The 24,998-nt window shown below is 70.6% G+C and carries 22 protein-coding genes; 16 read left to right on the top strand and 6 right to left on the bottom strand.

What is annotated here, in order from left to right; translation table 11 throughout:
• Positions 1 to 55: 55 nt before the first annotated feature.
• From IFR14_RS13805 to IFR14_RS13795, 3 genes are all read left to right on the top strand, one after another.
• Positions 56 to 1,285 (top strand): glycosyltransferase 87 family protein, encoded by a 1,230-nt coding sequence (locus IFR14_RS13805; protein ID WP_249407023.1) that lies wholly within the window; start codon positions 56 to 58, stop codon positions 1,283 to 1,285.
• A 2-nt stretch (positions 1,286 to 1,287) separates the two neighbouring features.
• The gene (locus IFR14_RS13800; RefSeq protein ID WP_064295260.1) at positions 1,288 to 1,596 is read left to right on the top strand and encodes a thiamine-binding protein; all 309 of its coding nucleotides are present in this window, start codon (positions 1,288 to 1,290) and stop codon (positions 1,594 to 1,596) included.
• Positions 1,597 to 1,673: 77 nt separating this feature from the next.
• Positions 1,674 to 2,975, top strand: a complete 1,302-nt coding sequence (locus IFR14_RS13795) for an MFS transporter (protein ID WP_191941432.1) — start codon at positions 1,674 to 1,676, stop codon at positions 2,973 to 2,975.
• Between the two features lie 203 nt (positions 2,976 to 3,178).
• Here IFR14_RS13795 and IFR14_RS13790 read toward each other — a convergent pair whose 3' ends face one another.
• The 5 genes from IFR14_RS13790 to IFR14_RS13770 form a co-directional block, all read right to left on the bottom strand.
• Entirely contained in the window at positions 3,179 to 3,829 is a 651-nt protein-coding gene (locus tag IFR14_RS13790; protein ID WP_056012577.1) for a response regulator transcription factor, read from the bottom strand.
• Positions 3,826 to 5,058 carry a hypothetical protein gene (locus tag IFR14_RS13785; RefSeq protein WP_191941431.1) on the bottom strand — a complete coding sequence of 411 codons (1,233 nt, stop codon included), beginning with the start codon at positions 5,056 to 5,058 and terminating at the stop codon, positions 3,826 to 3,828. The genes IFR14_RS13790 and IFR14_RS13785 overlap by 4 nt, the downstream gene beginning before the upstream one ends.
• Positions 5,055 to 6,212, bottom strand: coding sequence for a sensor histidine kinase (locus tag IFR14_RS13780; protein WP_159453432.1), 1,158 nt, complete (start codon positions 6,210 to 6,212; stop codon positions 5,055 to 5,057). Before IFR14_RS13780 ends, IFR14_RS13785 begins: the two co-directional genes overlap by 4 nt.
• 89 nt (positions 6,213 to 6,301) lie before the next feature.
• Entirely contained in the window at positions 6,302 to 7,507 is a 1,206-nt protein-coding gene (gene metX / locus IFR14_RS13775) for a homoserine O-acetyltransferase MetX (protein ID WP_137243323.1), read from the bottom strand.
• 285 nt (positions 7,508 to 7,792) lie between these two features.
• On the bottom strand, positions 7,793 to 9,118 hold the full coding sequence (locus tag IFR14_RS13770; protein ID WP_086473990.1) for a bifunctional o-acetylhomoserine/o-acetylserine sulfhydrylase: 1,326 nt from the start codon (positions 9,116 to 9,118) through the stop codon (positions 7,793 to 7,795).
• A gap of 204 nt (positions 9,119 to 9,322) precedes the next feature.
• Between IFR14_RS13770 and IFR14_RS13765 the strand changes: the two genes are divergently transcribed.
• The gene (locus IFR14_RS13765; RefSeq protein WP_191941430.1) at positions 9,323 to 10,099 is read left to right on the top strand and encodes an SDR family oxidoreductase; all 777 of its coding nucleotides are present in this window, start codon (positions 9,323 to 9,325) and stop codon (positions 10,097 to 10,099) included.
• 88 nt (positions 10,100 to 10,187) lie between these two features.
• Here IFR14_RS13765 and IFR14_RS13760 read toward each other — a convergent pair whose 3' ends face one another.
• Positions 10,188 to 11,726 carry an MFS transporter gene (locus IFR14_RS13760; RefSeq protein ID WP_124769617.1) on the bottom strand — a complete coding sequence of 513 codons (1,539 nt, stop codon included), beginning with the start codon at positions 11,724 to 11,726 and terminating at the stop codon, positions 10,188 to 10,190.
• Between the two features lie 45 nt (positions 11,727 to 11,771).
• Between IFR14_RS13760 and IFR14_RS13755 the strand changes: the two genes are divergently transcribed.
• The 12 genes from IFR14_RS13755 to IFR14_RS13700 all read left to right on the top strand — a co-directional run bounded on the left by IFR14_RS13755 (position 11,772) and on the right by IFR14_RS13700 (position 24,893).
• Positions 11,772 to 12,269: a phosphoribosyltransferase gene (locus tag IFR14_RS13755; RefSeq protein ID WP_191941429.1), complete on the top strand. Its 498-nt coding sequence runs from the start codon at positions 11,772 to 11,774 to the stop codon at positions 12,267 to 12,269.
• A 40-nt stretch (positions 12,270 to 12,309) separates the two neighbouring features.
• The gene (locus IFR14_RS13750) at positions 12,310 to 13,047 is read left to right on the top strand and encodes a Type 1 glutamine amidotransferase-like domain-containing protein (protein WP_064295268.1); all 738 of its coding nucleotides are present in this window, start codon (positions 12,310 to 12,312) and stop codon (positions 13,045 to 13,047) included.
• A gap of 3 nt (positions 13,048 to 13,050) precedes the next feature.
• Positions 13,051 to 13,770 carry a uracil-DNA glycosylase gene (locus tag IFR14_RS13745; protein WP_124769616.1) on the top strand — a complete coding sequence of 240 codons (720 nt, stop codon included), beginning with the start codon at positions 13,051 to 13,053 and terminating at the stop codon, positions 13,768 to 13,770.
• 65 nt (positions 13,771 to 13,835) lie between these two features.
• Entirely contained in the window at positions 13,836 to 14,417 is a 582-nt protein-coding gene (locus tag IFR14_RS13740; RefSeq protein ID WP_079707223.1) for a GNAT family N-acetyltransferase, read from the top strand.
• A gap of 86 nt (positions 14,418 to 14,503) precedes the next feature.
• Entirely contained in the window at positions 14,504 to 15,934 is a 1,431-nt protein-coding gene (locus IFR14_RS13735; protein WP_191941428.1) for an amidase, read from the top strand.
• Between the two features lie 113 nt (positions 15,935 to 16,047).
• Entirely contained in the window at positions 16,048 to 17,538 is a 1,491-nt protein-coding gene (locus IFR14_RS13730; protein WP_342365768.1) for an NtaA/DmoA family FMN-dependent monooxygenase, read from the top strand.
• Between the two features lie 90 nt (positions 17,539 to 17,628).
• Positions 17,629 to 19,251: an ABC transporter substrate-binding protein gene (locus tag IFR14_RS13725; RefSeq protein ID WP_124769614.1), complete on the top strand. Its 1,623-nt coding sequence runs from the start codon at positions 17,629 to 17,631 to the stop codon at positions 19,249 to 19,251.
• Between the two features lie 71 nt (positions 19,252 to 19,322).
• Positions 19,323 to 20,414, top strand: coding sequence for an ABC transporter permease (locus IFR14_RS13720; RefSeq protein WP_194718993.1), 1,092 nt, complete (start codon positions 19,323 to 19,325; stop codon positions 20,412 to 20,414).
• Positions 20,411 to 21,283 (top strand): ABC transporter permease, encoded by an 873-nt coding sequence (locus IFR14_RS13715; protein ID WP_191941427.1) that lies wholly within the window; start codon positions 20,411 to 20,413, stop codon positions 21,281 to 21,283. Before IFR14_RS13720 ends, IFR14_RS13715 begins: the two co-directional genes overlap by 4 nt.
• Positions 21,280 to 22,998 carry a dipeptide ABC transporter ATP-binding protein gene (locus IFR14_RS13710; RefSeq protein WP_191941426.1) on the top strand — a complete coding sequence of 573 codons (1,719 nt, stop codon included), beginning with the start codon at positions 21,280 to 21,282 and terminating at the stop codon, positions 22,996 to 22,998. Before IFR14_RS13715 ends, IFR14_RS13710 begins: the two co-directional genes overlap by 4 nt.
• 35 nt (positions 22,999 to 23,033) lie before the next feature.
• Positions 23,034 to 23,798, top strand: a complete 765-nt coding sequence (locus tag IFR14_RS13705) for an SAM-dependent methyltransferase (protein WP_191941425.1) — start codon at positions 23,034 to 23,036, stop codon at positions 23,796 to 23,798.
• Positions 23,799 to 23,927: 129 nt separating this feature from the next.
• Entirely contained in the window at positions 23,928 to 24,893 is a 966-nt protein-coding gene (locus IFR14_RS13700) for an oxygenase MpaB family protein (protein ID WP_342365707.1), read from the top strand.
• The last annotated feature ends 105 nt before the right edge of the window (positions 24,894 to 24,998 follow it).

Below are 24,998 nucleotides of genomic sequence, written 5' to 3'. Positions count from 1 at the left end.
CGAGCGAGTGGCGGACCGGTCCCATCGGCGGCACGAGCCTAGGATGGTCCACGTGATGCGGCGTTGGCTCCTCTGGTGCGGGTTCGGCCTCGTGCACCTCCTCGTCGGGTGGCTGTGCCTCGTGGCGGAGGGCCTCCCGCTCGGCGACGTCGTCCTCGTGTACCGGCCGTGGGTCGAACAGGCGACGTCCGGTGGCCCGATCCCCGCCATCGACCAGCCCTGGGTCTATCCGATCCTCGCGATCGTGCCGATGCTGATCCCGCTGCTGCTCGGCAGTGCCGGGTACGGCGTCGGCTGGCTCCTGCTGGTGACCGCGATGAACGCCGGGGCGTTCGCGGTCCTCCTCGGCAACGGCCACTCGCGCCCACGGCTGATCGCGGCATGGTGGTGGCTCGCGTTCCTCCTCCTGCTCGGACCGATCGCGCTCGCCCGGATCGACTCCGTGACCGTCCCCATCGCGATCGTCGGGCTCCTCTGGGTCGCCGGCCGCCCGCGGGTCGCCGCCGTCCTCCTGACGCTCGCCGCCTGGATGAAGATCTGGCCGGCGGCGCTGATCGGCGCGATCGTCCTGGCGCACCGCCATCGCGGTCAGGTCCTGGTCGCGGCGGCGGCGACGTCGGTCGTGGTCCTCGGGGTCGGCCTCGTGCTCGGCGGTGCGAACGCCGTCAGCTTCGTGACGGAGCAGACCGGACGTGGTCTCCAGATCGAGTCGCCCATCGGCAACGCCTACCTGTGGCTCGCCGTCCTGGGTGTCCCGCAGAGCTTCGTCTACTACGACCGCGACATCCTGACCTTCCAGGTGACGGGCCCGGGCGTCGACACGGCGATCGCCGTCATGACGCCGCTCCTCGGCCTCGCCGTCGCCGGTGCGGTGCTCCTCGGGGTGCTCGCGGTGCGGTCCGGACGCCCCCTCGTGCAGGTGCTCGCGCCGTTGTCGCTCCTCTTCGTCCTCACGCTCATCATCTTCAACAAGGTCGGGTCACCGCAGTTCGCGATGTGGTTGGCGGCACCGGTGATCCTCGGGATCGTCCTGCAGCGTCGGCGCTTCCTCGCGCCGGCCGTGCTCGCGCTGATGATCGCCGCGCTCACGCAGCTCGTCTACCCCTACCTGTACCTCTGGTTGCTCAACGTCGACCCGGTCCTCGTGACGGTGCTGACGGTCCGCAACCTCGCCTACCTGGTCCTCGCAGGCTGGGCCGTCCACGCACTGTTCACCCCGTCCCACCATGACGAGGACGTCTCCTCGGCGTCCATCCCCGTCCCCGCTCCAACCCACAAGGAGTGACCATGCTCGTCGCCTTCTCCGTCGCCCCCAGCGGCACCGGCAACTCGGACGGTTCCGTCCACGACGCGGTCGCCGCCGCCGTGCGGATCGTCCGAGAGTCCGGCCTGCCCAACCGGACCGACTCCATGTTCACGACCATCGAGGGGGAGTGGGACGAGGTGTTCGCGGTCATCAAGGACGCCACCGAGGCGGTCGGCGCCTACGGTAGCCGGGTCTCACTCGTCCTCAAGGCCGACATCCGTCCCGGCTACACGGGTGAGCTGACCGCCAAGCTCGACCGCCTCGACGCCGCGCTCGAGAACGACGGCTGAACCCACCGGGAGGCGGTGGTCCGGTTTTGCCGCTCGGGGGACTCGAATCGATTCGAGGATTCCCGTACACTCGATCCATGCCCACCATCCTGGACGGGTCGACGCAGCTGTCGCCGACCCGTGTTCGTCTTGCCATCCTCGCGCTCGCCGTCGGGGCGTTCGGCATCGGCACGACCGAGTTCGTGGCGATGGGTCTGCTGCCGAACATCGCGACCGACCTCCTGCCCGAGCTGGCCGCGCGCAGCCAGGAGCAGGCGAACGCGCAGGCCGCCTGGTTGATCACGGCGTACGCGCTCGGCGTCGTCGTCGGTGCGCCGACGATCGCCGCGCTCGTCGCGCGATACCGGCGTAAGACCGTCCTCCTCTGGCTGGGCGTCGCGTTCACCGTCGGCACGCTCGCGTCTGCGCTCCTGCCGAGCTTCGGCCTCGTCCTCCTCGCACGGTTCGTCGCGGCGCTGCCGCACGGCGCCTACTTCGGCATGGCCGCCCTCGTCGCCGCGAGTCTCATGGGGCCCGGGAAGCGCGGCAAGGGCGTCGCGCTCGTCATGACCGGGCTGACGATCGCGAACGTCGTGGGCGTGCCGTTCGCGACCTGGGTGGGCCAGGAGTTCGGGTGGCGCTCCGCCTACCTCATCGTCACCGGCATCTTCGCGCTCGCGACCGTGACCATCTGGTTCGCCGTGCCGGTGCAGGCGGGCAACCCGCAGCAGACGATGCGTCGGGAGCTCCGTGTCTTCCGTCGCGGCCAGGTGTGGTTCGTGCTCGGGTTCGGGTCCATCGGGTTCGGCGGGCTCTTCGCCGTCTACAGCTATCTCGCGCCCCTCGTGACCGAGGTCGCGGGGGAGTCGGCGACACTCGTCCCGTGGGCGCTCGCGACCATGGGGGTCGGCATGACGATCGGCAACCTGGTCGGCGGGCATCTCGCGGACCGCGGGGTGAAGCGGGCCCTGATCGTCTTCTTCGCGCTCATGATCGTGGTCCTGACCGCCTTGGCACTCACCGCGACGTGGACCCCGACCATGTTCCTCTTCGTCTTCGCGGTCGGCTTCGCGTCGCAGGGCCTCGGTCCGGCGATCCAGACGAGGCTCATGGACGTCGCGGGTGACAGCCAGTCGCTCGCCGCCGCGCTCAACCACTCGGCGCTCAACATCGGCAACGCGCTCGGGGCGTTCCTCGGCGGTGTGGTCATCGCCGGTGGACTCGGCTACCTCGCCCCGGTCTGGACCGGCGTGGTGCTGACCGTGATCGGCCTCGGGATCGTCATCACGAGCTTCACGGTCGAACGACGGCAGCTCCGGCGCGAACTCCTGCGGGCGAACGACGCCGAGGAGCGCAGGATCGCGGACCGCAATCCGCCGACGGCACCGATCCCCGTCTGACCGATACCCGGCGCCCGTCCCGGCCCGTGGGGTGGGGTGCCAGCGCGGTGCGCTCGCACGAGCGCACCCCGCACGCGTGAGCGCGGGTCTCCGGAGATGCGCGCCGACGTCTCCGGGTAGCGCTCACGCCGAACAATGCGGTCTCGCGTCAGCGCACCGCGCTGGAACCGATACCCGCGCGCTCGCGTCGGCGCACCGCGCTGCTAGTCGACGATGATGCCGTCGAGGATCGCCCGCTTGCGCAGGGCGACCTTCGTGCCGACGTCGATGCCGGCGTTGCGGTACTTCTCGCGGATGCGCTTGAGGTAGCTCTTCGCGGTCTCGTCGGAGATACCGAGGCTCTCTGCGACCATCTTCACGGGCTCACCCGCGGCGTAGAGCGCCATGACGCGACGCTCCTGCGCGCTGAGGCGAGGGCCGGTGCCGGAGGCCCCGCTCGCGAGGGCGAGGTCGAGCTCGGGGGAGATGTAGGACTCACCGCGTGACGCCGCACGGAGGGCGTGCACGATGGTCTCGGCGTCCTCGCTCTTCGCGAGGTAGCCCAGGGCACCGGCTGCCAATGCCTCTCGGACGACCGCCGGGTCGCTGTAGGTGCTCATGAGGACGGTCGTGACGCCCGTGGTCTTCAGCGTCGCGAGCTTCACGGCGACCGGGACGTTGTCCTTGAGGTCGACGTCGAGGAGCAGGACGTCGACGGGGAAGGCGGGGTGCGTCAGCAGCTCCGGCCAGGACGGGGTCACGACGACGAGTTCGATGTCGTCGGCGACGCTCCTGATCCATTCGGTGAGCGCGCCGAGCAGCATCCGGTGGTCATCGACGATGCCGACCCTGATGCGAGACTCCTGTGACGTCATTGACGTTCCCCTTTCCGCTGGCCCGCAGCAGGATTGTCGACGGTGCTGTCGATCTCGATCCTGATCCGGGATTTCTGGTACGTGTCCGTAGAGCTGCCCACGCGTCCGAGCGCTTCCCACACCGCGGGATCCACCTTGGCGCGTTGCACTCCGACCGCTTCGAGGACGATCGGGATGACGAGCGCACCAGATCGGCCCGGTCGTTCGGAGCGGTCGACCGGTCCGAGCGTCAGCACAGCTCTGGCACTCTGCGCATCTGCTTCCCCGAGGAGCAACCATACTGCAGAGAGCAGGCCATCCCGCTGATCCGTTGCGAGATACGTCGCGAGTCGCTCGGGGTCGCGCAGGGTCGCGCGGTCCGACAGCACGGACGACTCCTGGAACGCGTGCTCGAGCCAGGACTCCTTGCCCTCGGACATGAGATGACGCCGGAGCTCGGTCGCGAGGCGGGAGGCGCGCGCCGCGAGCTCGGGGCCGAGCGGGAGGTCGACCGAGCCGTCGGCGACACCGACGAACAGTTCCTCCGCTTCGAGGTCGAGGGTGACGAGTTCCTCCGAGTCGAAGAACCCGAGTGCGTCCCGGACGCTCGCGACCGTGGAGGCGACCATGACCCGGTCGAGTTCGAGACGGACGATCCGCCGATACTGGGAGACGATCGCGCAGGCGATGAGCGGCGGGACGACGGCGACCGCGGCGAAGAGCAACTCGGCTCCGAGCGTCGCGGTCTGGGTCCGCGTGACGGTGAGGATCGACCCCACGAGCATCAGCCCGAGCACCACGGTCGCGGCGGCGATGTCGCGGACCGGGCGGAGGGTGACGACCGCGAGCAGGACGCCGCCGACCGCCGCTGCCGCCGTCGGATAGACCCCTACGGCGTCGCGACTCCAGACGCTCGCCAGGTCGAGCGCGGCGACCACCACCAGCTGGATCAGCAGCGCGACGAACAGCCGGTCCGAGAGGTGGAACGCGGAACGGCGGAGCAGGAGGAAGGTCGACGCGATCGCCGCGGTGAGCAACAGCCACGCGACGGCGCTGAGCAGTGGTCGCGGGTAATGGTGGACCGACCCGACGAAGCGGATCGCGGCGTAGACGATGAGGATGACGCCGGACACAGAGAGACCGATGCCGAGCTGTGTCGTTCCGAGTGATGAGCGTTGCCGGTCGATGGCGCGCCGATGGCGGTAGCGCCGGGTCGGTCCGGTGGTCTCCTCGAGGGCGTCGACACTCATGCTTGCGGGACCTCCAGGATGACGGTCGTCCCGGCCCCGGGGGCGGAGAAGACACGGGCCTGTCCGCCGACCTCCTGGATGCGCGCGACGACCGATTCCGCGACGCCGAGGTGGCCGTCCGGCACCGCCGACGGATCGAACCCGGTGCCGGTGTCGGTGATGAGGAGTCGGGCCGTCAGCTCGTCGATCGAGACCGTGACGTCGGCCGAATCCACGCCGGAGTGACGCCGGACGTTCTCCAGGCACTCCCCGAGCGCGAGGAGGAACGCCTCCCGCACACGTGGGTCGAGGTTCGCCTGTCCACCGCCGTAGACGTTGACCGTGAGCCCGAGCCCGGCGAACCGGTCCGTCACGGCCTCGATACCTTCGTCGAGGGTGAAGTCGGCACCGCGCTGCAGGATGTACGAGCCGGAGGAGACGGGGCTCAGCTCCTCGCCGAGGCGGAGGCTGCGGAGCAGGTGCGCGTCGTTCCCGGCCTGCGAGCGGAGGGCTGCGGCATCGACGCCTCGTCCGGAGTGGGCGAGCATGGTGAGGGTCGCGAGCGCGGTGTCGTGCAGGAGTCGTGCGTCCTGTCGTCGTTGCGACTCGGCCTGACTCGCGAGCCGCTCCGCGTTGTAGGCGCTGCCGATGGTGTCGACCCGACGGATGAGTCGGGGGATGCTCGTGTCGAGCCAGCCGCCGAAGGCGCCGATCGCGACCCACACGACCGCGGTCAGGCCGATGGTCGGGATCGTGAGCGCGGTGGGCCCGGTGACGACGATGATCGTGACCGCCGTCACGACGAACGCGGTCAGGAGCAGCGGCCAGGTGCGCCGGAGCGGCACGAGTCTCGCCGCGACAGCGCCCAGGCCGAGGGAGGTGATCGCGGCGATCGCGCTGGCGGAGCCGACCTGGCCGGTGTTCCCGTCGGACAGACCGATGACGACGACGACCCCGACACCGACCAGGAACACCAGGACCAGCCAGCGACGGCCGTCGTACTGCTCCGCGGCCACGTGCGTGAGCGCGAGGGCGGCGACGAGGATGAGGAGGACGGTGTACCGACCTCCCGAGACGACGCCCGGGACGCTGAGGATCATCGCGGCCGTGACGCACCCCGCGAGTCCGAAGAGACGCGTCGTACGCAGCAGCAGCCGTCGCTGGGTCCTCGCCACCCGATCCATGCTCACGCTCCTCTGAGGAGTCACCTTATCGGGTGACACGACCGCCGCGGAACGGGTGTCGGACAGACGGGGCGCGGCTGTCAGACGGCGAGGAGCCGGCTGAGATGCGGGGCGACCAAAGCGTTCTCGATGAGGAAGCCGTCGTGTCCGAAGTCGGACCGGAGGACCGACGGTCGGGTGCCGTCGAGGTTGCCGGGGAGATGGAGCGCGATCTCCTCCTGCCCGCTGACCGGGAAGAGCCTGTCGCTGTCGATCCCGAGCACGAGCGATGGACCGGTGTAGGCCCGCAGCGCCGCCCCGACGCCGCCACGATCGCGTCCGACGTCGTGCGAGTTCATCGCCTCGACGAGGGTCACGTAGCTCCCGGCGTCGAAGCGTCGGGTGAACTTGTTGCCGTGGAAGTCGAGGTAGGACTCGACGGCGAAGCGTCCACCATGCCCGAGCGGGCTCACGCTCGACTGCCAGCTGCGTTCGAAGCGGGCGTTCAACTCACCCGGGCTGCGGTAGTTGAGCAGGGCCATCCGTCGGGCGAGGGCGAGGCCGCGGTGCGGGCCCTCACCGTCCGGGGCGTCGTAGTAGTCGCCGCCCTGGAAGTGTGGATCCGTGCGGACCGCTTCGAGCTGCACGAAGTTCAGGGAGATCTGGTCCGCCGTCGTGACCGGGGGTGCGGCGATCACGGCCAGTCGGTCGACGAGTTCGGGGTGGGTGGCGGCCCACTCGAGGGCGTGCATGCCGCCCATCGACCCGCCGATCACCGCGGCCCAGCGGTCGAGCCCGAGGTGGCCGAGCAGTCGGTGCTGGGCCTCGACCTGGTCGCGGATCGAGGTGTACGGGAACCGCGAACCCCACTCGACGCCGTCGGGCGCGAAGGAGGAGGGGCCGGTGCTGCCCTGGCAGCCGCCGATCATGTTCGGCGCGACGACGAACCAGCGGTCCGTGTCGACGGCGAGCCCCGGACCGACGATGCCGGCCCACCACCCGGCGGTCGCATGCCCGTTGCCGGCGCCACCGAGGACGTGGCTGTCTCCGGTGAGCGCGTGGAGGATGAGGACCGCGTTGCCGCCGTCGTCGTCGAGCGTGCCCCAGGTCTCGTAGGCGAGTCTGGCGTGCGGGATGCTCCCGCCGTGCTCGAAGTCGAGGCGGCCGAGCGGGGCGAAGAGTCGGTCGCCTGGCCGGTCGCCGTCGCGCCAGGCGCCGCTCGAGGGCGGGTTCGCGAGCAGGGCGCCGACCTCGGCTTCGGTCACGAAGCGGGAGGGCACGCTGTCTTCCGGGGTCTGCCAGTCCATAGGTCTCCATTGTGGCGTGCCCTGGGGCGTCGACCGGCCGTGTTACGTCACCCGATCAGTCGAGGTCGGCGCGGTGCGCTGGCGCGAGTGCGCTCCCGTCGGCTCCGGCACGCCGCAACGGGCTCGCGTGACGGGGAACCGGCCCGAGCGACGCGGAACCGGTCCGAGTGCGCAATGAACGACGCGAGCGCGGGTCTCTGGAGACCCGCGCTCGCGGTTGTGGGGTGCGCTCGCGTCAGCGCACCGCGCTGGCGCAACCCGGGAGGGAGACGCCTCGGGACGGACTCAGACCCGGGCGGCCTCGACGACCTGCTTCGCGGCGGTCAGACCGGCCTGGAGGTCGGCCGTGATGTCGTCGATGTTCTCGAGCCCCACCGAGAGCCGCACGAGCCCGGGCGTGACGCCGGCCGTGAGCTGCTGCTCCGGGGTGAGCTGCGAGTGCGTCGTCGACGCCGGGTGGATGACGAGCGAACGGACGTCGCCGATGTTCGCGAGGTGCGAGAACAACTGCAGGGAGTTCACGAAGGCGCGGCCGGCGTCGACCCCACCCTTCAGCTCGAAGGACAGGACCGCTCCGACACCCTTCGGGGCGTACTGGTTGGCCGCCGCGTACCAGGGGCTCGACGGCAGACCCGAGTAGTTGACGCTCGCGATGTCGGGGTGGGCGTCGAGCCACTCGGCGACCTGCTGGGCGTTCTGCACGTGGCGCTCGATGCGGAGGCTGAGCGTCTCGATGCCCTGGATCAGCTGCCAGGCGCTCGCCGGGGCGATGGCCGCACCCAGGTCGCGCAGGAGCTGCACGCGCGCCTTGATGATGTAGGCGAGCGCGTCACCCACGGCGTCCGTGTAGACCGCGCCGTGGTACGAGGGGTCCGGCGTCGTGAGGCCCGGGAACTTGTCCGCGTGCCCGGTCCAGGAGAAGGTGCCGCCGTCGACGATGACCCCGCCGATGACCGTGCCGTGACCACCGAGGAACTTCGTCGCCGAGTGGACGATGATGTCCGCTCCGTGCTCGAAGGGACGGATGAGGTACGGCGTGGCGATCGTGTTGTCGACGATCAGCGGGACGCCGGCCTCGTGCGCGACGTCGGCGACGAGGCGGATGTCGAGGATGTTGATCTTCGGGTTGCCGATGGTCTCCGCGAAGAACAGCTTCGTGTTCGGGCGCACCGCACGCCGCCACTCCTCGGCGTCGTCCTGGTTCTCCACGAAGGTGGTCTCGATGCCGAGCTTCGCGAGCGTGTACTTGAACAGGTTGTACGTGCCGCCGTAGATCGACGAGGACGACACGATGTGGTCGCCCGCCTGCGCGATGTTGAGGACCGCCGAGGCCTCCGCCGCCTGCCCCGAGGCGAGGAGGAGGGCACCGCTGCCACCCTCGAGCGCGGTCAGGCGCTCCTCGACGACGGCCTGCGTCGGGTTCTGGATGCGCGTGTAGATGTTGCCGAACTCCGCGAGGGCGAAGAGGTTCTTCGCGTGGTCGGCGTTGTCGAACACGTAGCTCGTCGTCTGGTAGATCGGCGTGGCCCGAGCCTTCGTGACCGGGTCGGGCGCAGCTCCGGAGTGGATCTGCTTCGTCTCGAACTTCCAGTCGTTCGTGGCATCGCTCATGGTGGATGGTCCCCTCTGCTCGGGTGGTCGGTGCTGCTCGGGTGATGGGTGCCGCCGGTGTGGCCGCTCGGTCCGACAGCGATGTCGCCGGGAGTGGCTCCGGGTAGTGCTCCGTCGTGACCCCGAGGCTACCGGCCCCACCTGCACGCGCCAACCACGCGGAAACACGGCGTAACGCCTCGGACCGGTGGCTACCCTGGAGGCATGACGACGAGACGTGTGGTGGTGACCGGTGCGAGTTCAGGGATCGGGGAGGCGACCGCGAGGCGATTCGCCGCCGACGGCTGGGACGTCGTGGCGGTGGCCCGCCGAGCAGAGCGGCTCGAAGCGCTCGTCGCGGACATCGGCGGTACGGCGGTCGTCGCGGATCTGACCGTGCAGGCGGACGTCGACGCGCTCGCCGCCCGGGTGGAGGTACTCGGTGGCGCCCAGGCGCTCGTCAACAACGCGGGCGGTGCCTTCGGCCTCGCGTCCGTCGAGGACGGCGACGCGGAGGACTGGCGCCGCATGTTCGACATCAACGTCCTCGGCACGAAGCGCGTGGTCCAGGCGCTCCTGCCGATCCTTCGCCGGAGCATCCCGGAGGGTGGTGCCGCCACCATCGTCGGTGTCACCTCGATCGCGGGCCACGTCGCCTACGTGGGTGGCGGCGGGTACAACGCGGCGAAGTTCGCCGAGCGGGCGCTCTTCGAGGTGCTCCGGCTCGAGCTCAACGGCGAACCGATCCGGGTGATCGAGGTGGCGCCGGGCATGGTCCACACCGAGGAGTTCTCGCTCGTGCGCTTCGGTGGCGACCAGGACCGCGCCGACGCCGTCTACGAGGACGTGCCGGATCCGCTCTCGGCCGACGACGTCGCCGAGGCGATCGTCCACGCGACCTCCCTGCCGCCCCACGTCAACCTCGACCTCATCACGATCAAGCCGGTCGCCCAGGCCGCCCCGTACCGCCTGGCGAAGGGGCCGTTGCGCGTCGCGGAGTAGACCCTTCGACAGGCTCAGAGACCGGTCGGGAGTTCAGGGACCGGTCGGGAGTTCAGGGACCGGTTGCAGTCAGGGACCGGGCGGGAGGTCAGTGACCGGTCGGGTGCTCGTCAGCGGGATCGATGCGTGGCCCGGGTTCCGCGTCGACCGGGGCCGCGTCCGCGAAGGCGAGTTTCGGGACGAAGCAGAGCAGGACGGCGGCGACGAGCGCACCCGCCCCGCAGATCGCCCAGACCGTGAGGTAGCCGGACAGGCTCGACGCCCCGGCCGTGACGGCCTGCGCGGCGCCGGCGAACAGCACCACGCCGAAGACGGCCGAGGCGAAGGAGCCACCGATCGTCTTCGTCGTGTTGGTCAGTGCCGACGCGACGCCCGTCTGCCCGCGAGGTGCCGCGGCCGCGGCCGCGGCCGGCATGGCTCCGACGAGGGCACCGGAGCCGAGCCCCGCGATCGCCATGTTCAGGAAGACCTGCCACGTCTCGAGGTGGAACGGGAGGAACAGCAGGTACCCGACCGCGACGAGTGAGGCGGCGATGATGAGCGCGATCCGAGGCGTCGCCCAGCGCGACACGAGTGGGAACAGGAGCGCACCGACGATCATCGAGATCAGGTAGGCGCCGATGAGCGTGGAGATGTCGCCGGCGTCGAGCCCGAGTCCGTATCCGTTCTCCCGAGGTGTCCCCGCATAGGTGCTGAGCGGGGCCTGGGCGCCGAGCAGGCTGATCCCGATGAGCCCGGCGGTCAGTTGCACCGGCCACATGTTGGGTTGCCGGAGCACCCGGAGGTCGATCGCCGGGTCGGGCTGCCGCAGTTCATGTCGCCCGAACGGCAGGAACGCGAGCACGCCGATCGCGATGAGCCCCCACACCCACCACGTCTGCGGACCGTTGAGTCGCAGGAAGGTGAGCCCAGAGGTGATGAGCAGGAGCGCGAGGCTGAGGAGTACGAAGCCCGCGAGGTCCAAAGTCCTGCCCGGCAGGGGTTCGGACTCGGGGACGCCGAACAGGATGGCGAAGAAGACGAGGGTCACCGCGACGGCCGGCAGCATCATCGTGAGTGGGATGTCGCCGCCGAGGGCGGTGAGGATGCGTCCGCTCGACAGCGCACCGATGATGGCGCCGGCCTCGAGCGCCACGACGAGCAGGCCGGCGGCCCGGCGGGTCTGCGAGGCCCCGGTTCCGGAGCGACGGCCCCGCTCGAAGATGAGTGCGATCTCGAGTGGCAGCCACACGACGTAGAAGCCCTGCAGTGCCCAGGCCGCGAGGAACGACCAGAAGTCCCCGGCGAGGACGAGCCACCAGCTGGCGCCGGCCGTCAACACGGTGGAGACGAGGAGGACCCGCTTGTGCCCGAACATGTCGCCGAGCTTCGCGAGGATGGGGACGACGAGCGCCGACAACAGCAGTTGCGCGGCCTCGAACCAGTTGAAGTCCGCGTCGTGGATGCCCAGGTGCTCGACAAGGTCCGGGATGAGCGGGACGTAGTAGCCCTGCAGGACGCCGCTCGTGATCTCGACGAGGAACAACCAGCCGATGAGTCCTGCGGTGATGCCGGCTGCCGACCCACGGATCGACGTCCGCCATCCGGTCGCCGAGGCTCCGCCGGTCGTCGTGCTGTCTCGCGCCATGTGGGGATGGTACAGGCGGCCCGGCCGGCAGGATAGCGTTGGAGGATGTCGACCGAGAACCCCAGCGCAGCGTCCCCGGAGCGAGAGGTCCTCGACTGGCCCACGTTCGGTGACGCGGCCCGCGAACTGTCCAGTGCGATCGTCGCGAGCGGGTTCCGGCCCGACTCCGTCGTCGCGATCGCGCGCGGTGGGCTCCTGCTCGCCGGTGCCATCGCCTACGCCCTCGACGTGAAGGCGTGCGGCGCGCTGAACGTCGAGTTCTACACCGGGGTCGACGCGCCTCTCCCCGAGCCCGTCGTGCTCCCGCCGCTGCTCGACGTGGCCGGGTTGCCGGGGAGCCGGGTGCTGCTCGTCGACGACGTGTCCGACTCGGGTCGCACGCTCGCGATGGTGCTGGAACTCATGCAGGCGAGCGGTGCGGAGGTCCGCACGGTGACGCTGTACGAGAAGCCGCAGACGGTGCTCCGCCCCGACTACGTGTGGAAGCGTGTCGACCGCTGGATCTCCTTCCCCTGGTCGACGCTGCCGACGATCACGGCCTGATCGTCCCCGCCTGATCCGGGGTGCCGGGTAGGGTCTCAGGGTGAGTGTTTTCCTCCTCGGCGGTCCGGCCGCCCCAGAGACCGAGTCGACCGTCTACGCAGCGTTCATCGCCGAGGCGGCCGCGCTCGCGGTCGTCGCCGGTCGGTTGGCCCCGCGCATCGCGATCGTCGTCGTGCACGACGGTGACGGGCTCGAGCAGTCCGCCGCCCTGGAACGTGCCGTCGCACGCTCCGGTGAGATCGAGGCGATCCGCGTGGTCGTCCGCGAGGGCGGCGTGGTCGCGCAGGCTCAGCTGGCCGAGGTCGACGGGATCGTCGTCGGCGGCGGACTGCCCTCGGCCTACGCGGAGGCGGTCGCGCCGGTCGCCACCGACATCCGACGCCTCGTCGCGTCCGGTCTGCCCTACCTCGGCATCTCGGCCGGCGCGATGATCGCCGCCGAGCACGCGATCATCGGCGGATGGCGTGTCGGCGAGGTCCCCGTGAGCCCCGAGGCGGCGTCCGAGGAACTCGACGAGGTCACGATCGGCGACGGTCTCGGGCTCGTCGACATCGCGGTCGAGGCGCATGCCGCACAGTGGGGCACCCTCGGGCGGCTCGTCGCCGCGACGGAGGCCGGGGTCGTCGACGGCGGGGTCGCGATCGACGAGAACACGGCGCTCGTCGTCGGGCAGGGGGCGCTCTCCGTCCTCGGTGGCGGCAGTGTCTGGCAGGTCTTCACCGCCGAGCACGGGGTCGTCGTCCGCACGATCGGTGCCGAGCAGCCGCAGCAGCAGTAGTCCATGACGAACGGGATCCTCGGCGGCACCCCGGCACAGCTCGCCGCGGCGGGGTCGATGGACGAGGGGTGGGCCGGCGCGCTCGCACCCGTCGCGGACGACCTCGCGACGATCGACCACTGGCTCGCGGCGCAGACAGCGGCCGGTGCCCGATGGTTGCCGGCACCCGAGCTCGTCCTGCGGGCCTTCCGTACGCCGTTCAGCGCGGTCCGGGTCCTCATCGTCGGGCAGGACCCGTACCCGACGCCGGGTCATCCGATCGGCCTGTCGTTCGCCGCGGACCGGGAGGTCCGCCCGGTGCCGCGCAGCCTCGCGAACATCCATCGGGAACTCCGCGAGGACCTCGGTGTCCCGACGCCGGAACACGGCGATCTCAGTTCGTGGACCGGACAGGGCGTGCTGCTCCTCAACCGCGTCCTCACGGTCGAGGCGGGTTCCGCCGGGTCGCACCGCCGACACGGCTGGGAGGCGGTCACGGAACAGGCGATCCGCGCGCTCGCCGCACGCCCCGCACCGCTCGTGTCGATCCTCTGGGGCAAGGACGCCGAACGACTGGCACCGCTGCTCGAATCATCGGGCGACCCCGACCGCCACGTCATCGTCTCGGCGCACCCGAGTCCGCTCTCCGCCTCGCGGGGCTTCTTCGGCTCGAAGCCGTTCAGCCGCACGAACGACTTCCTCGTCTCCCGCGGCGTGGACCCGATCGACTGGTCGCTCGACTGACGACCGGGTCGTGGCGTCGGCCGCAAGGGCTGTCCGGCGACCCACCCCCTCGTTAGGCTTGGGGGATGCTGGAAGAGGAGTACGAGCCGAGGCGCCGGCTGCCGCCGCACCTGCGCAAGCCGCCGACCCCCGAGACGCCGTTCGCCTTCACGATGCGCGACGCCACTGCGGCCGACCTGCCCGACATCCGGGCGATCTACAACCACTACGTCGCCAACAGCATGGTCACCTTCGACGAGGACGCGATGACCCTCGCCGAGTGGCGCTCCAAATTCGCCTACCTGCAGCGGCTCCAGCTCCCGTTCATCGTCGCCGTCAATCCGACCGGACAGATCCTCGGGTACGCGCTGTGCGCACCGTGGAAGCAGAAGCGCGCCTACCGATTCACCGTGGAGAGCTCGATCTACCTCGGAGCGGCGGCGACCGGCAAGGGCCTCGGCACCGATCTGCTCGGTGAGCTCATCGAGCGCTCGAAGGCCGCCGGGCTCAAGGAGATGCTGGCCGTCATCGCCGACAAGGGCGCCGAGTCGTCGATCGCCCTGCACGAGAAGTTCGGGTTCACCGAGGTGGGCCGCATGGGCCGTGTCGGCTTCAAGTTCGGCCGCTGGATCGGCACGGTCCTCCTCCAGAAGTCCTTGAAGCGCTGAACCGGTCGACACCCTTCGACAGGCTCAGGGACCGGAACGGCCGGGGAACGGGGACCACAGGAGAGTGCCGCCTCTAGGCTGGTCGCATGGCGGAACTCCACGAGCTGACGGCGCTCGAGCAGTGGCAGGCGTTGCAGCGGGACGAAGTCTCACCGACGGAGCTCGCCCGGCACTACCTCGACCGCATCGAGCGCCTCGACGACGCGATCGGCGCCTTCACCTCGGTCGCCGCCGGATCGCTCGCCGAACGCGTGGAGGCGGTCGAGGCACTTCCTCGGACCGCACCGCTCTGGGGACTCCCGATCGGCGACAAGGACCTCGTGTCCCGTGCCGGTCAGCCCGTCCGCTTCGGGTCACGGCTCACCGCGGAGGTCGTGGCGACGACCGACGACGAGCTGGTCGGCGTCCTCGACCGGGCCGGAGCGGTGAGCCTCGGGAAGACCGCGACCCCGGAGTTCGGGCTCTACGGCTACACGGAGCCGCTCGACGGGGTGCCGACGCGGAACCCGTGGGCCCTCGACCGCGGAGCGGCGGGGTCGAGTGGCGGGGCCGCAGCCGCCGTCGCCGCGCGGCTCCTCCCGTTCGCCCCCGGCTCCGATGGTGGCGGCTCCGTCCGCATCCCGGCGGCCGCCTGCGGGCTCGTCGGCCTGAAGCCCACGAGGGGGCTCGTCCCCGCGGGCTCCGGTGTCGACCGACTCGCCGGCCTCGTCGTCCCCGGGCCGATCGCCCGGACCGTCGCCGACGCGGCGCTCCTGCTCGACGCGATGATCGAGCGCGTGCACGGACGCATCGACCACCACTTCACGCTGCGCGCACCCGACGCCGACGACGGACCACTGCTCGGGCACGCCGTCCGCGGCGAAGGCCGGTTCCAGTTGGCGGTCCTCGACGGCTCACCCTGGGACAGCGCTTTCGAGCTGGCGGTGGACCCGGAGGCCCGCGCCGCCGTCGACGTCGCCACCCGGGCGTTCACCGCGATGGGGCACGGCCTGGAGGAGCTCACCCTCCGCGACGCCGAACGGTACCCGGCAGACTTCACGACGATCTGGCAGGCCTCAGCGGCCGGTGTCCCGGCGTCCTCGGAGGCGGAGCTGGCGCTCCTCGAACCCGTCACGAGGTCCCTCGTCGAGCGCGGTCGGGCGCTGCCGGCGACCCGGCTCATGGAGACGCTCGCCAGTCTCCACCGGTTCGAACGCAGCGTCCTCGCGCAGTTCGCGCCGTTCGACGCGATCATCACGCCGGCGCTCGCCCAGACACCACGGCCGATCGGGTGGTACGACCAGGACTCGCCCGAGCTGAACTTCGAGCAGCAGGTGCGCTACGCGCCGCACACCTCCTTCGTGAACGCGACCGGCCTTCCGGCCATCACGCTCCCGGTGCACGAGACGTCCGAGGGGCTGCCGATGGGCGTCCAGCTGATCGGGCGTCCCGGTGGCGAGGCCACCCTGCTCGCCCTCGGTGCGCAACTGGAACGGCGACTGCGCTGGCAGGACCGCGTCCCGTCCGTCGCCCGCTGACCGATCGTCGCCCCGCGTCGCCCGGTGGCGTATGACGGGATGTGACACCGCGGCCGGACCTCGTCCCTCCCGCTGCGCCTAGGGTGCTGAGGCGGCCCGGTCCGGACGGACCGATCGCCGCTCCACCGGAGGAGTCGATCATCAGCGAACAGTCCAGCCCGACGCGGTCCAGCCCCAAGCAGCTCATCCTCAACCTGTTCGAGATGAACTGCGTGAGCCACATCACCCACGGCCTCTGGCGCCTGCCGGACAACCGACGCGACCAGTACACCGACATCCGGTACTGGACGACACTTGCCCGGACAGCGGAGGCGGGCGGGTTCGACGCGATCTTCATCGCGGACGTGGTCGGCGCCTACGACGTCTTCCGCGGCGGCCCGGCCGACGCCCTGCGTGAGGGCCTGCAGATCCCCAACAACGACCCGCTGCTCGTCGTCCCCGCGATGGCCGCCGTGACCGAGCACCTCGGCTTCGGCATCACCTTCTCGACGAGCTACGAGCCGCCGTTCGCCTTCGCGCGTCGCATGAGCACCCTCGACCACCTGACGAACGGCCGCGTCGCGTGGAACATCGTCACCTCCTACCTGCCGAACGCCGCACGGAACTTCGGCCTCGTCGAGGAGATCCCGCACGACGAACGGTTCGCGATCGCCGAGGAATACCTGGACGTCCTCTACAAGCTCTGGGAGGGGTCCTGGGACGACGACGCCGTCATCCGTGACCGGGAGGCCGGCGTCTACTCCGACCCCGACAAGGTGCGGTACATCGATCACGTCGGGCGCTATTTCCAGGTCGCCGGACCGCACCTGTCCGAGCCGAGCGCCCAACGGACACCGCTGCTCTACACCGCGACCGCCTCACCGGCCGGCATCGCGTTCGCCGGACGGCACGCCGAGGCCGTGTTCACGGGCGTGCGGGGTCCAGGTGGTGCAGGCCCCCTCCTGGAGCGGTTCCGTGCGGCAGCGGCCGACAACGGACGCGACGGGGCCGCGCTGAAGATCGTCGTCCAGGCGGCCGTCATCGTCGCGCGGACGCAGGAGGAGGCCGAGGCCAAGGCCGCGCAGTACCGCGAGCATGCGAGTATCGTCGGTCGGTTCGTGCACGCCGGGCTGCCGTTCGACCCGCTGGCGCACCCGGAGGACCGGACCGTCGCCGAGGCGCTCGCCGCAGAGGGGGTCCCGGCGGACGCCCTGCCGCCGCAGGTGACGGCCGGCACCGTCGGCGAGTTCATCGTGCGGGTCGGCAGCGACCTCGAACGGGACTTCTTCGCTGTCGGCACCCCCGAGGTCGTCGCCGACGAGATCGAGCGATGGTTGGACGAGGTCGGTATCGACGGGATCAACCTGCGGCAGTACCACAGCCTCGACACGCTCACCGATTTCGTCGAACTCGTCGTGCCGGAGCTGCGTCGCCGAGGGCGGCTGCGCGACGCGTATCGACCGGGGGAGACGCTCCGCGAGCGCCTGACGGGCGGGGCGGCCCGGCTCCCCGACGACCACCCGGCCGCACGATATCGCGGAGGACGGAACCTCGGCGACCAGCACGAGAGGGCGCTCGACGGTCACACGGCGTCATCGAAGGAACCCGCGGGAAACCTGTCGTAACAGAGCGGCGGGGTGGCCCGGTGCGCCGACCAGGATGGGCAACCACACCGGCACAGCACCGGACCACCCCGACCCACAGGAGTACCCGTCATGACCCGAACCACCAGACGGCGAGCACGACTCGCCGCCGCAGCCCTCGTCGCCGTGAGCATCGCGCTGACCGGCTGCTCGGCGGCGTCGGCCTCGTCAGACGCGGACGGTGGCAGCCTCACCTACCTCGACGCGGAGATCCCCACCTCGGCGCAGGTGCAGGAGGCTGGCACGTGGCAGACCCGTGCGCTCCAGCAGAACATCACCGACCGCCTGCTCTACCGGAACGCGGAGACGGGCGAACTCGAACCGTGGATCGCCGACTCCTGGACCGTCAGCCCCGACGGTCTCACGTACACCTTCGTGATCCGGGACGGCGTCACCTACAGCGACGGCACCGCCGTCGACGCCACGAGCGTCGCGAAGAACCTGAACTGGCAGTCGACCGGCGACGAGGCGAAGGGCACGACCCCGAACGCGCAGTTCCCGCCCGGTCTCGTCGCGACGCCGGACGACGCGACCAGCACCGTCACCGTCGTCCTCGCCGCACCCTACGCGCCCTTCCTCAACGTGCTCACCGGGTGGGGATCCGGGCTCGTCGCCGACGCCACGATCGACGCGAGCAAGGAGGAGCAGTCGAAGTTCGTGAACCTCATCGGCTCGGGCCCCTTCGTCGTCGCCTCCGAGACCTACGGCAAGGAGATCGTGCTCGACCGTCGTGAGGGGTACGCCTGGGCCCCGCCGTCCTCCCCGAACCAGGGCGAGGCGCACCTCGCCTCGGTCACGGTCATCCCCGTGCAGGAGGACAGCGTCCGGCTCGGCACCCTGAAGTCGGGCGAGGCCGACGTCATCCGCTACGTCCAGCCGAGCGAGGAGCAGGGGCTCGTCGACGCCGGCTACGACATCGTGTCCAAGACGGGTGTCGGTCTCAGCAACCAGTGGTTCCTCCGCAGCCAGGCTCCGTTCCTCGACGACGTCGACGTCCGCAAGGCGCTGCTGCACGCGATCGACCGTGAGCAGATCATCGAGACGCAGTACACCGACAGCTGGACGCCCGCGACGTCGGTCCTGTCGCCGGGCACCTTCGGCTACGTCGACGAATCGGCGAAGTTCGCCTACGACCCGGATGCGGCGAACCGCCTCCTCGACGGAGCCGGCTGGACCGAGCGCGACGCGGACGGCTACCGCACCAAGGGCGGCGAGCGGCTCACGGTGAAGACCTACATCGACGTCTACGACAACACGGCGAAGAGCCTCTTCCAGCAGATCCAGAACCAGTTCAAGGACGTCGGGATCGAGCTGTCGCTCAACGAGCTCGACTACTCCACCTACTGGGCGACCGCGTTCGCGGACCCGGAGGTCGGGGCGCTCCGGGTCGGTTGGCCGCACCCTGACCCCTCGAAGGGCCTCAGCGAGTACTACAGCAAGGACGGCTCAGACCTCCTCGGTCTCGCCGGCTCCGACACGACCCTGCAGTCGCTGCTCGACGCGCAGAACGCCGCGACCGACGACGACACCCGCGCGGCGATCCTCGGTCAGATCCAGGACCACCTGATCGACCAGGCCTACGTCGTCCCGATCCTCAACGACAGCCAGGTGTTCGTCACCCAGCATCGGGTGAAGGGCTTCTCCCTCACCGACGGCGCCCTGCCGGAGTTCTACAACACCTCGATCGAGGACTGAGCGAGCGGGAGGGCCGTCGATCGGACGGCCCTCCCGTGTCCGGTCCCGTCCCTTCCGAGAGGAGGCCCCACATGTCCAACCAGCATCCGAACGCCAGCGCGGCGGACACGCGACGCCGGCAGTACCGCGAGTACGTGATCAGGCGCGTCGCCCAGGCGCTCCTCGTGATCGCCCTCGTCTACACGCTCGTCTTCTTCACCCTCTTCGTCCTGCCCGGCGACCCCATCGAGAACAAGCTGACGAGCCCGCTCAACCCACTACCCCCGTCCGCCGGCGAGGCGCTGCGGGCGTACTACCACTTCGACCTGTCGCCGATCGAACAGTTCACGCTGACGGTCGGTCGGCTGCTCCACGGGGACCTCGGCTACTCGCTCGTGAGCGGTCGTGCCGTGTCGGACCTCGTCGCGCAGGGCTTCTCGGACACGATCGTGCTCGCGGGCGTGGCGTTCGTCATGACGATCGTGCTGTCGCTCGCGATCGCGCTCACCGCCGTGTACGCCCCCGTCAGGGCGATCAGGAGCATCGCGGCATCGGCGCCCATCGCCTCCATCTCCGCGCCGAGCTTCCTCATCGGCTTCGTGCTCCTCGCGATCTTCTCCTTCCAGCTCGGCTGGGTGTCGTCGGTCCGCGATCAGGGCTTCGTGTCCTACGTGCTCCCGGCGCTGACCCTGGCGCTCGCCGTCAACGGTCCGTTGACGCAGGTGTTGATCCAGGGACTCCGGAAGGCTGCGGACGAACCCTTCGTCACCGTGCTCCGCGCGAAGGGGACGAGCGAGGTCCGGATCGCCCTCGGCCACGTCTTGAAGAACGGTGCGATCCCGTCGATCACGATGCTCGCCCTCGTCGTCGGAGAGTTGCTGGCCGGTGCCGTCGTCGTGGAGGCCGTGTTCACCCGCACCGGCCTCGGATTCATCACCTTCGAGAGCGTGCGCGATCAGGACACCCCGGTGATCCTGGCCGTCGTCATCCTCATCTCCTCCATCTACGTCGGCATCAATCTCGTGACCGACCTCGTCTACCCCGTCCTCGACCCGCGCATCGTCCGCCCGGGGCATGGGCGGCCCCGACGCTCCCGCCTCGCCAGGCCTGCTGTCGCGACAGCGGCGGCGACGGGGACGGCGGTGCCCGACGGTATCCCGTCGAAAGCGAGCGTGGACGCATGAGCCTCCGACTCCACCCGGACCGCGACGTCACCGCGGCCGACGACGGACCGGACGTGTTCCGTCGACTCCTCGGCCGCCTCGGGGTCGCGGACGTCCTGGCGATCATCGTCGTCGGTCTCGTCCTCGTGTCCGTCGTCGCACCCGGCCTCCTCACGCCGTACGACCCGCTCGAGCCCGACGACGCCAACGCGCTCGCCGCTCCATCGGTCGCGCACTGGTTCGGAACCGACTCCCTCGGTCGCGACCTGCTGTCGCGGGTGATCCACGGCACCGGTCGGACCCTGCTCGGCTCGGCGGTCGCCGTCCTCATCGGTCTCGGCGCCGGCACGGTCCTCGGGCTCGTCGCCGCGTCGTTCGGCGGTCTCGTCGACGCCGTCATCAGCCGGATCGTCGACGTGCTGCTCTCGATCCCCGGGCTGCTCCTCGCGATGGTCGTCGTCGTGGCGCTCGGCTTCGGCACCTTGAACGCGGCCGTCGCCGTGGGGATCTCCTCGATCGCGGCGTTCACCAGGATCATGCGCTCCGAGGTGTTGACGGTGAAGGACCTGCCGTTCGTCGAGGCGAGTCACCATCTCGGCGGTTCGCGGGCGTACGTCCTCGCGAAGCACGTCTTCCCGAACTCGTACTCCGCGGTGCTGTCGCTCACGGCCCTCCAGTTCGGCCTCGCGATCATCTGGATCTCCTCGCTCAGCTTCCTCGGGTACGGAGCTCCGCCGCCCGACCCGGAGTGGGGCCTGCTCGTCTCCGAGGGTCGTCAGTACGTCGTGTCCTCGCCGTGGCTCGTCGTCGTCCCGGGCCTCGTGATCGCCGTCACCGTGCTCGCCATCAGCCGTCTCAGCCAACTCACCCGCGAGAGGACCACCGCATGAACCAGGCAGCCCTGCAGCACAGCGCACTCCACGTCGTCGACGCGGCTCCGGTGCCCTTGCTCGTCGACGGACTCGCCGTCGGGTACCGGACGCGTGGTTCGAGGGGGCCGACCGACACGGTGCGCGACGTGTCGTTCCAGGTCGGGCGCGGCGAGACGGTGTCGCTCGTGGGCCAGTCTGGTTCGGGGAAGAGCACGATCGCCCGGGCGGTCGCGGGGCTCCTCCCGGGCAACGGCTCGGTCACCGCCGGTCGGGTCGCGGTCGCCGGACACGAGGTGGCCGACTTCTCCCGGAAGCAGTGGCGCCCCCTGCGCGGTTCGACGCTCGGTTTCATCCCGCAGGATCCGCTGAGTTCACTCGACCCGCTGCAGCGGATCGGCGTGCAGATCGCCCAGGCGGTCCAGGTGGCGGGCGACACCCCGCGCTCGGAGGTCCCCGCGCGCGTGATCGAGTTGCTCGAGCACGTGGGCATCCGTCAGGCCTCGGCCCGCGTGCGGTCCTACCCGCACGAGCTCTCGGGCGGGCAGTTGCAGCGGGTGCTCATCGCGATCGCCATCGCGGCGAGGCCCAAGCTGCTCATCGCCGACGAGCCGACGTCCGCGCTCGACGTGACCGTCCAGCGGCGCATCCTCGACCTCCTCGACGGCCTCCGGCAGGAGCTCGGGCTCGGGATCCTCTTCATCACCCACGACCTGGCGCTGGCGCAGGAGCGCAGCGACGCGATCGTGGTCCTGCAGGACGGGAACGTCCGCGAGTCGGGTCCGGCCGAGGAGGTGTTGCTCGCACCGCGGCATCCCTACACGGTGGGGCTGCTCTCGGACTCGCCCGCGTCGTCGCCGCTGCGCTACCGGGAACGCATCCGCGCTGCGGCCGAGCAGGTGCAGGCGGAGCAGCGCGGCGAGACGATCGTGCCATCCGCCGTGGTCGAGGTGTCCCACGTGTCGAAACGGTACGGGCGCGATCCCCAGACGCCGCCCGCACTCGACGAGGCTTCGCTCGTCCTCCGACCGCGTTCGATCCACGCGCTCGTCGGCGAGTCCGGGTCGGGCAAGTCGACGCTCGCGCGCATCGTCGCCGGGCTCACGTCCTTCGACGACGGGTCGGTGCGGGTGGCCGGCCGGGAGCTGCCACGGGACAACGCCGTCGCCAACCCCTTCGCACGCGACCTCCAGCTGGTCTACCAGAACCCGCTCTCGGCGGTCGATCCGCGGTACACCGTCGGACAGATCATCGAGGAGCCCCTGCGGATCCACGGGGTGCGGAGCGCCGCCGAACGCCGGCGGCGCGTCGCGACCATCCTCGACCAGGTCGCCCTCCCCACGAGTGCGCTGGGGCGTCGTGCACGGGAGGTGTCGGGTGGCCAGCGCCAGCGGGTCGCACTCGCGAGGACGCTCGTCCTCGCGCCGTCGGTCCTCGTCCTCGACGAGCCCACCTCGGCCCTCGACGTCTCGGTGCAGGCGCAGATCGTCGAACTGCTCCTCGACCTCCGGGACGAGCACGCGCTCAGCTACCTGTTCATCTCACACGACCTCGGTCTCGTCCGGCAGATCGCCGACGAGGTGACGGTGCTGTCGGACGGGCGCGTCGTCGAGTCGGGCCCGGCCACGGCCGTCCTCGGGCATCCGCAGCACGCGTACACTCGGGAGCTGCTCGACGCGGTGCCGAGGTTCGACGTCGAGCGGCTCGATCCGAGCCGGTTCGAGGCCGTCGGATGAGCGCACCGACCACCGAGCCACGCACGGAGGAGACCATGTCACGATCGTTCGACGACCTCGTCGCCGAGGCCGACGCCGCCTCGGTCGACGGGTGGGACTTCTCCTGGCTCGACGGCCGGGCCAGTGAGGAGCGCCCCTCCTGGCGGTTCTCGGAGCTGCTCGGGAGACGTCTGGCGAGCGTCCCGTCCTCGCTCGACCTCGAGACCGGCGGGGGAGAGGTGCTCGACACGGTGCCGGTGCTTCCGCCGCTCGCCGCCGCCACCGAGTCCTGGCCACCGAACCTCGCCCGAGCCGCCGCCCGCCTGCACCCGCGCGGCGTCGTCGTCGTTCGCACGGAGGAGGGTGCCGTCTTGCCGTTCGCGGACGACTCGTTCGCGCTCGTGTCGAGCCGGCATCCCGTCGCCGTGGACTGGACCGGCGTAGCGCGGGTGATCGCGCCGGGAGGAGGCTACCTCGCCCAGCACGTCGGACCGGCGAGCGTGTTCGAACTCGTCGAGGCCTTCCTCGGCCCGCAGCCCGAAGCCGTCCGTCGAGCACGTCACCCTGACGACGAGGCCGACGCCGCCCGCGCCGCCGGACTCGAGATCGCGGAGCTGCGGACCGAACGGCTGCGGATCGAGTTCCACGACGTCGGTGCGATCGTCTGGTTCTTGCGCAAGGTGATCTGGATGGTGCCCGGATTCACCTCCGCGCGGTACCTCGACCGCCTGCGGGAGCTGCACCGTTCCCTGCAGGAGGACGGCCCGTTCGTCGCGCACTCCTCCCGAACCCTCATCGAAGCGCGCAAGCCCGCCCGGTGACCGCGGCCCTGCCGAGGCGCCCTTCGACAAGCTCAGGGACCGGAAGACGGGAGACGATCCCCCTACGGGTGGGGCCACCGGCATCCCGACGTAGGCTCGTCGTGACGGCGAGTGGAGGACGATCGAGTGGTGGATGTCGGCACCGGACGGCGACCGGTCTCCCGCCTGCGCACCCGCCTGCTCGCCGGGCTCCGCTCACGCATCCTCGCGGTCTTCGCGGTGGAGCAGGACCGCCCGCCGCAGTGGACGCTCGATCTCGAGGACGGCACCGACGTGGGGTTCTTCACCCCCGACTCCGCGGCCTGGACGGTGCACGGCGGTGTCGAGACCATGGTCGCCGGCATCCGGGCGCTCCTCCTGCAGGCGGCCCACCCCGGGGCGCTCGCCGGCGTGCACGACTGGTCCCGGTACCGGGAGGACCCGCTCGGACGGCTGGACGGCACCATCCGCTGGATCTTCACCGTCACCTACGGCGATCGCGACACGGCCCGTCGGACGAGCGACTACGTGCTCAAGCTCCACGAACGCGTCGTCGGGGAGTACCTCGACGCCCATGGCGTGGTGCGCCCGTACGCGGCCAACGACCCGGACCTCCTGCGCTGGGTGCACCTGGCGTTCACCGACGCCTTCTTGAGCGTGCGACAGACCTGGGGCGGTCGGATCCCCGGTGGTGCGGACGCCTATGTGGCCGACTGGGCGCTCGCGGGCGAGCTCATGGGCGTCGTCGACCCGCCCCGCTCGGAGGTCGAACTGGCCAGGCAGCTGCGCGGGTACCTCGACGCCGGCGACCTGACGGGCGGCCCGCGGGTGGACGAGACCCTGGCGTTCCTCCGTCGACCGCCGCTCGACCGCTCGCTGCTCCCCGCCTACGGGATCCTCTTCGCGGGAGCCGTCGCGACGATCCCACCCGAGTACCGCCGCATCCTCGGGCTCCGCACCGCCCACCTCGGCCCGATCCCGCTGCCGGTCGTGACGGCGACCCGGGTCGTCCTGTGGATCGTGGGGCTCGTCCTGCACGGTGAGTCGCCGAGCCAGCGCGCGGCCCTGCGCCGGCATCGACGCCTGGCGGACCCGCCGGCTGTCTCCGGTCCCTGAGCTTGTCGTCTCCGGTCCCTGAGCTTGTCGAAGGGCTGCGCTCCGCGTTCCGTACTTCGCCCTTCGACAGGCTCAGGGACCGGGTGGTGGCGCAGGACCGGACGG

The organism is Plantibacter sp. CFBP 8775, assembly GCF_014839505.1.
GTDB lineage: Bacteria > Actinomycetota > Actinomycetes > Actinomycetales > Microbacteriaceae > Plantibacter > Plantibacter auratus.
This window is presented reverse-complemented; position numbering and strand designations above follow the sequence as displayed.

Excerpts from the sequence above, each read along its gene's own strand:
- IFR14_RS13790 (WP_056012577.1), bottom strand. The coding sequence starts at position 3,829 with ATGACGTCACAGGAGTCTCGCATCAGGGTCGGCATCGTCGATGACCAC.
- IFR14_RS13755 (WP_191941429.1), top strand. The coding sequence starts at position 11,772 with ATGTCGACCGAGAACCCCAGCGCAGCGTCCCCGGAGCGAGAGGTCCTC.
- IFR14_RS13705 (WP_191941425.1), top strand. The coding sequence starts at position 23,034 with ATGTCACGATCGTTCGACGACCTCGTCGCCGAGGCCGACGCCGCCTCG.
- metX (WP_137243323.1), bottom strand. The coding sequence starts at position 7,507 with ATGGACTGGCAGACCCCGGAAGACAGCGTGCCCTCCCGCTTCGTGACC.
- IFR14_RS13725 (WP_124769614.1), top strand. The coding sequence starts at position 17,629 with ATGACCCGAACCACCAGACGGCGAGCACGACTCGCCGCCGCAGCCCTC.
- IFR14_RS13745 (WP_124769616.1), top strand. The coding sequence starts at position 13,051 with ATGACGAACGGGATCCTCGGCGGCACCCCGGCACAGCTCGCCGCGGCG.
- IFR14_RS13740 (WP_079707223.1), top strand. The coding sequence starts at position 13,836 with ATGCTGGAAGAGGAGTACGAGCCGAGGCGCCGGCTGCCGCCGCACCTG.
- IFR14_RS13795 (WP_191941432.1), top strand. The coding sequence starts at position 1,674 with ATGCCCACCATCCTGGACGGGTCGACGCAGCTGTCGCCGACCCGTGTT.
- IFR14_RS13770 (WP_086473990.1), bottom strand. The coding sequence starts at position 9,118 with ATGAGCGATGCCACGAACGACTGGAAGTTCGAGACGAAGCAGATCCAC.
- IFR14_RS13800 (WP_064295260.1), top strand. The coding sequence starts at position 1,288 with ATGCTCGTCGCCTTCTCCGTCGCCCCCAGCGGCACCGGCAACTCGGAC.
- IFR14_RS13805 (WP_249407023.1), top strand. The coding sequence starts at position 56 with ATGCGGCGTTGGCTCCTCTGGTGCGGGTTCGGCCTCGTGCACCTCCTC.
- IFR14_RS13785 (WP_191941431.1), bottom strand. The coding sequence starts at position 5,058 with ATGAGTGTCGACGCCCTCGAGGAGACCACCGGACCGACCCGGCGCTAC.
- IFR14_RS13735 (WP_191941428.1), top strand. The coding sequence starts at position 14,504 with ATGGCGGAACTCCACGAGCTGACGGCGCTCGAGCAGTGGCAGGCGTTG.
- IFR14_RS13720 (WP_194718993.1), top strand. The coding sequence starts at position 19,323 with ATGTCCAACCAGCATCCGAACGCCAGCGCGGCGGACACGCGACGCCGG.
- IFR14_RS13715 (WP_191941427.1), top strand. The coding sequence starts at position 20,411 with ATGAGCCTCCGACTCCACCCGGACCGCGACGTCACCGCGGCCGACGAC.
- IFR14_RS13765 (WP_191941430.1), top strand. The coding sequence starts at position 9,323 with ATGACGACGAGACGTGTGGTGGTGACCGGTGCGAGTTCAGGGATCGGG.
- IFR14_RS13760 (WP_124769617.1), bottom strand. The coding sequence starts at position 11,726 with ATGGCGCGAGACAGCACGACGACCGGCGGAGCCTCGGCGACCGGATGG.
- IFR14_RS13710 (WP_191941426.1), top strand. The coding sequence starts at position 21,280 with ATGAACCAGGCAGCCCTGCAGCACAGCGCACTCCACGTCGTCGACGCG.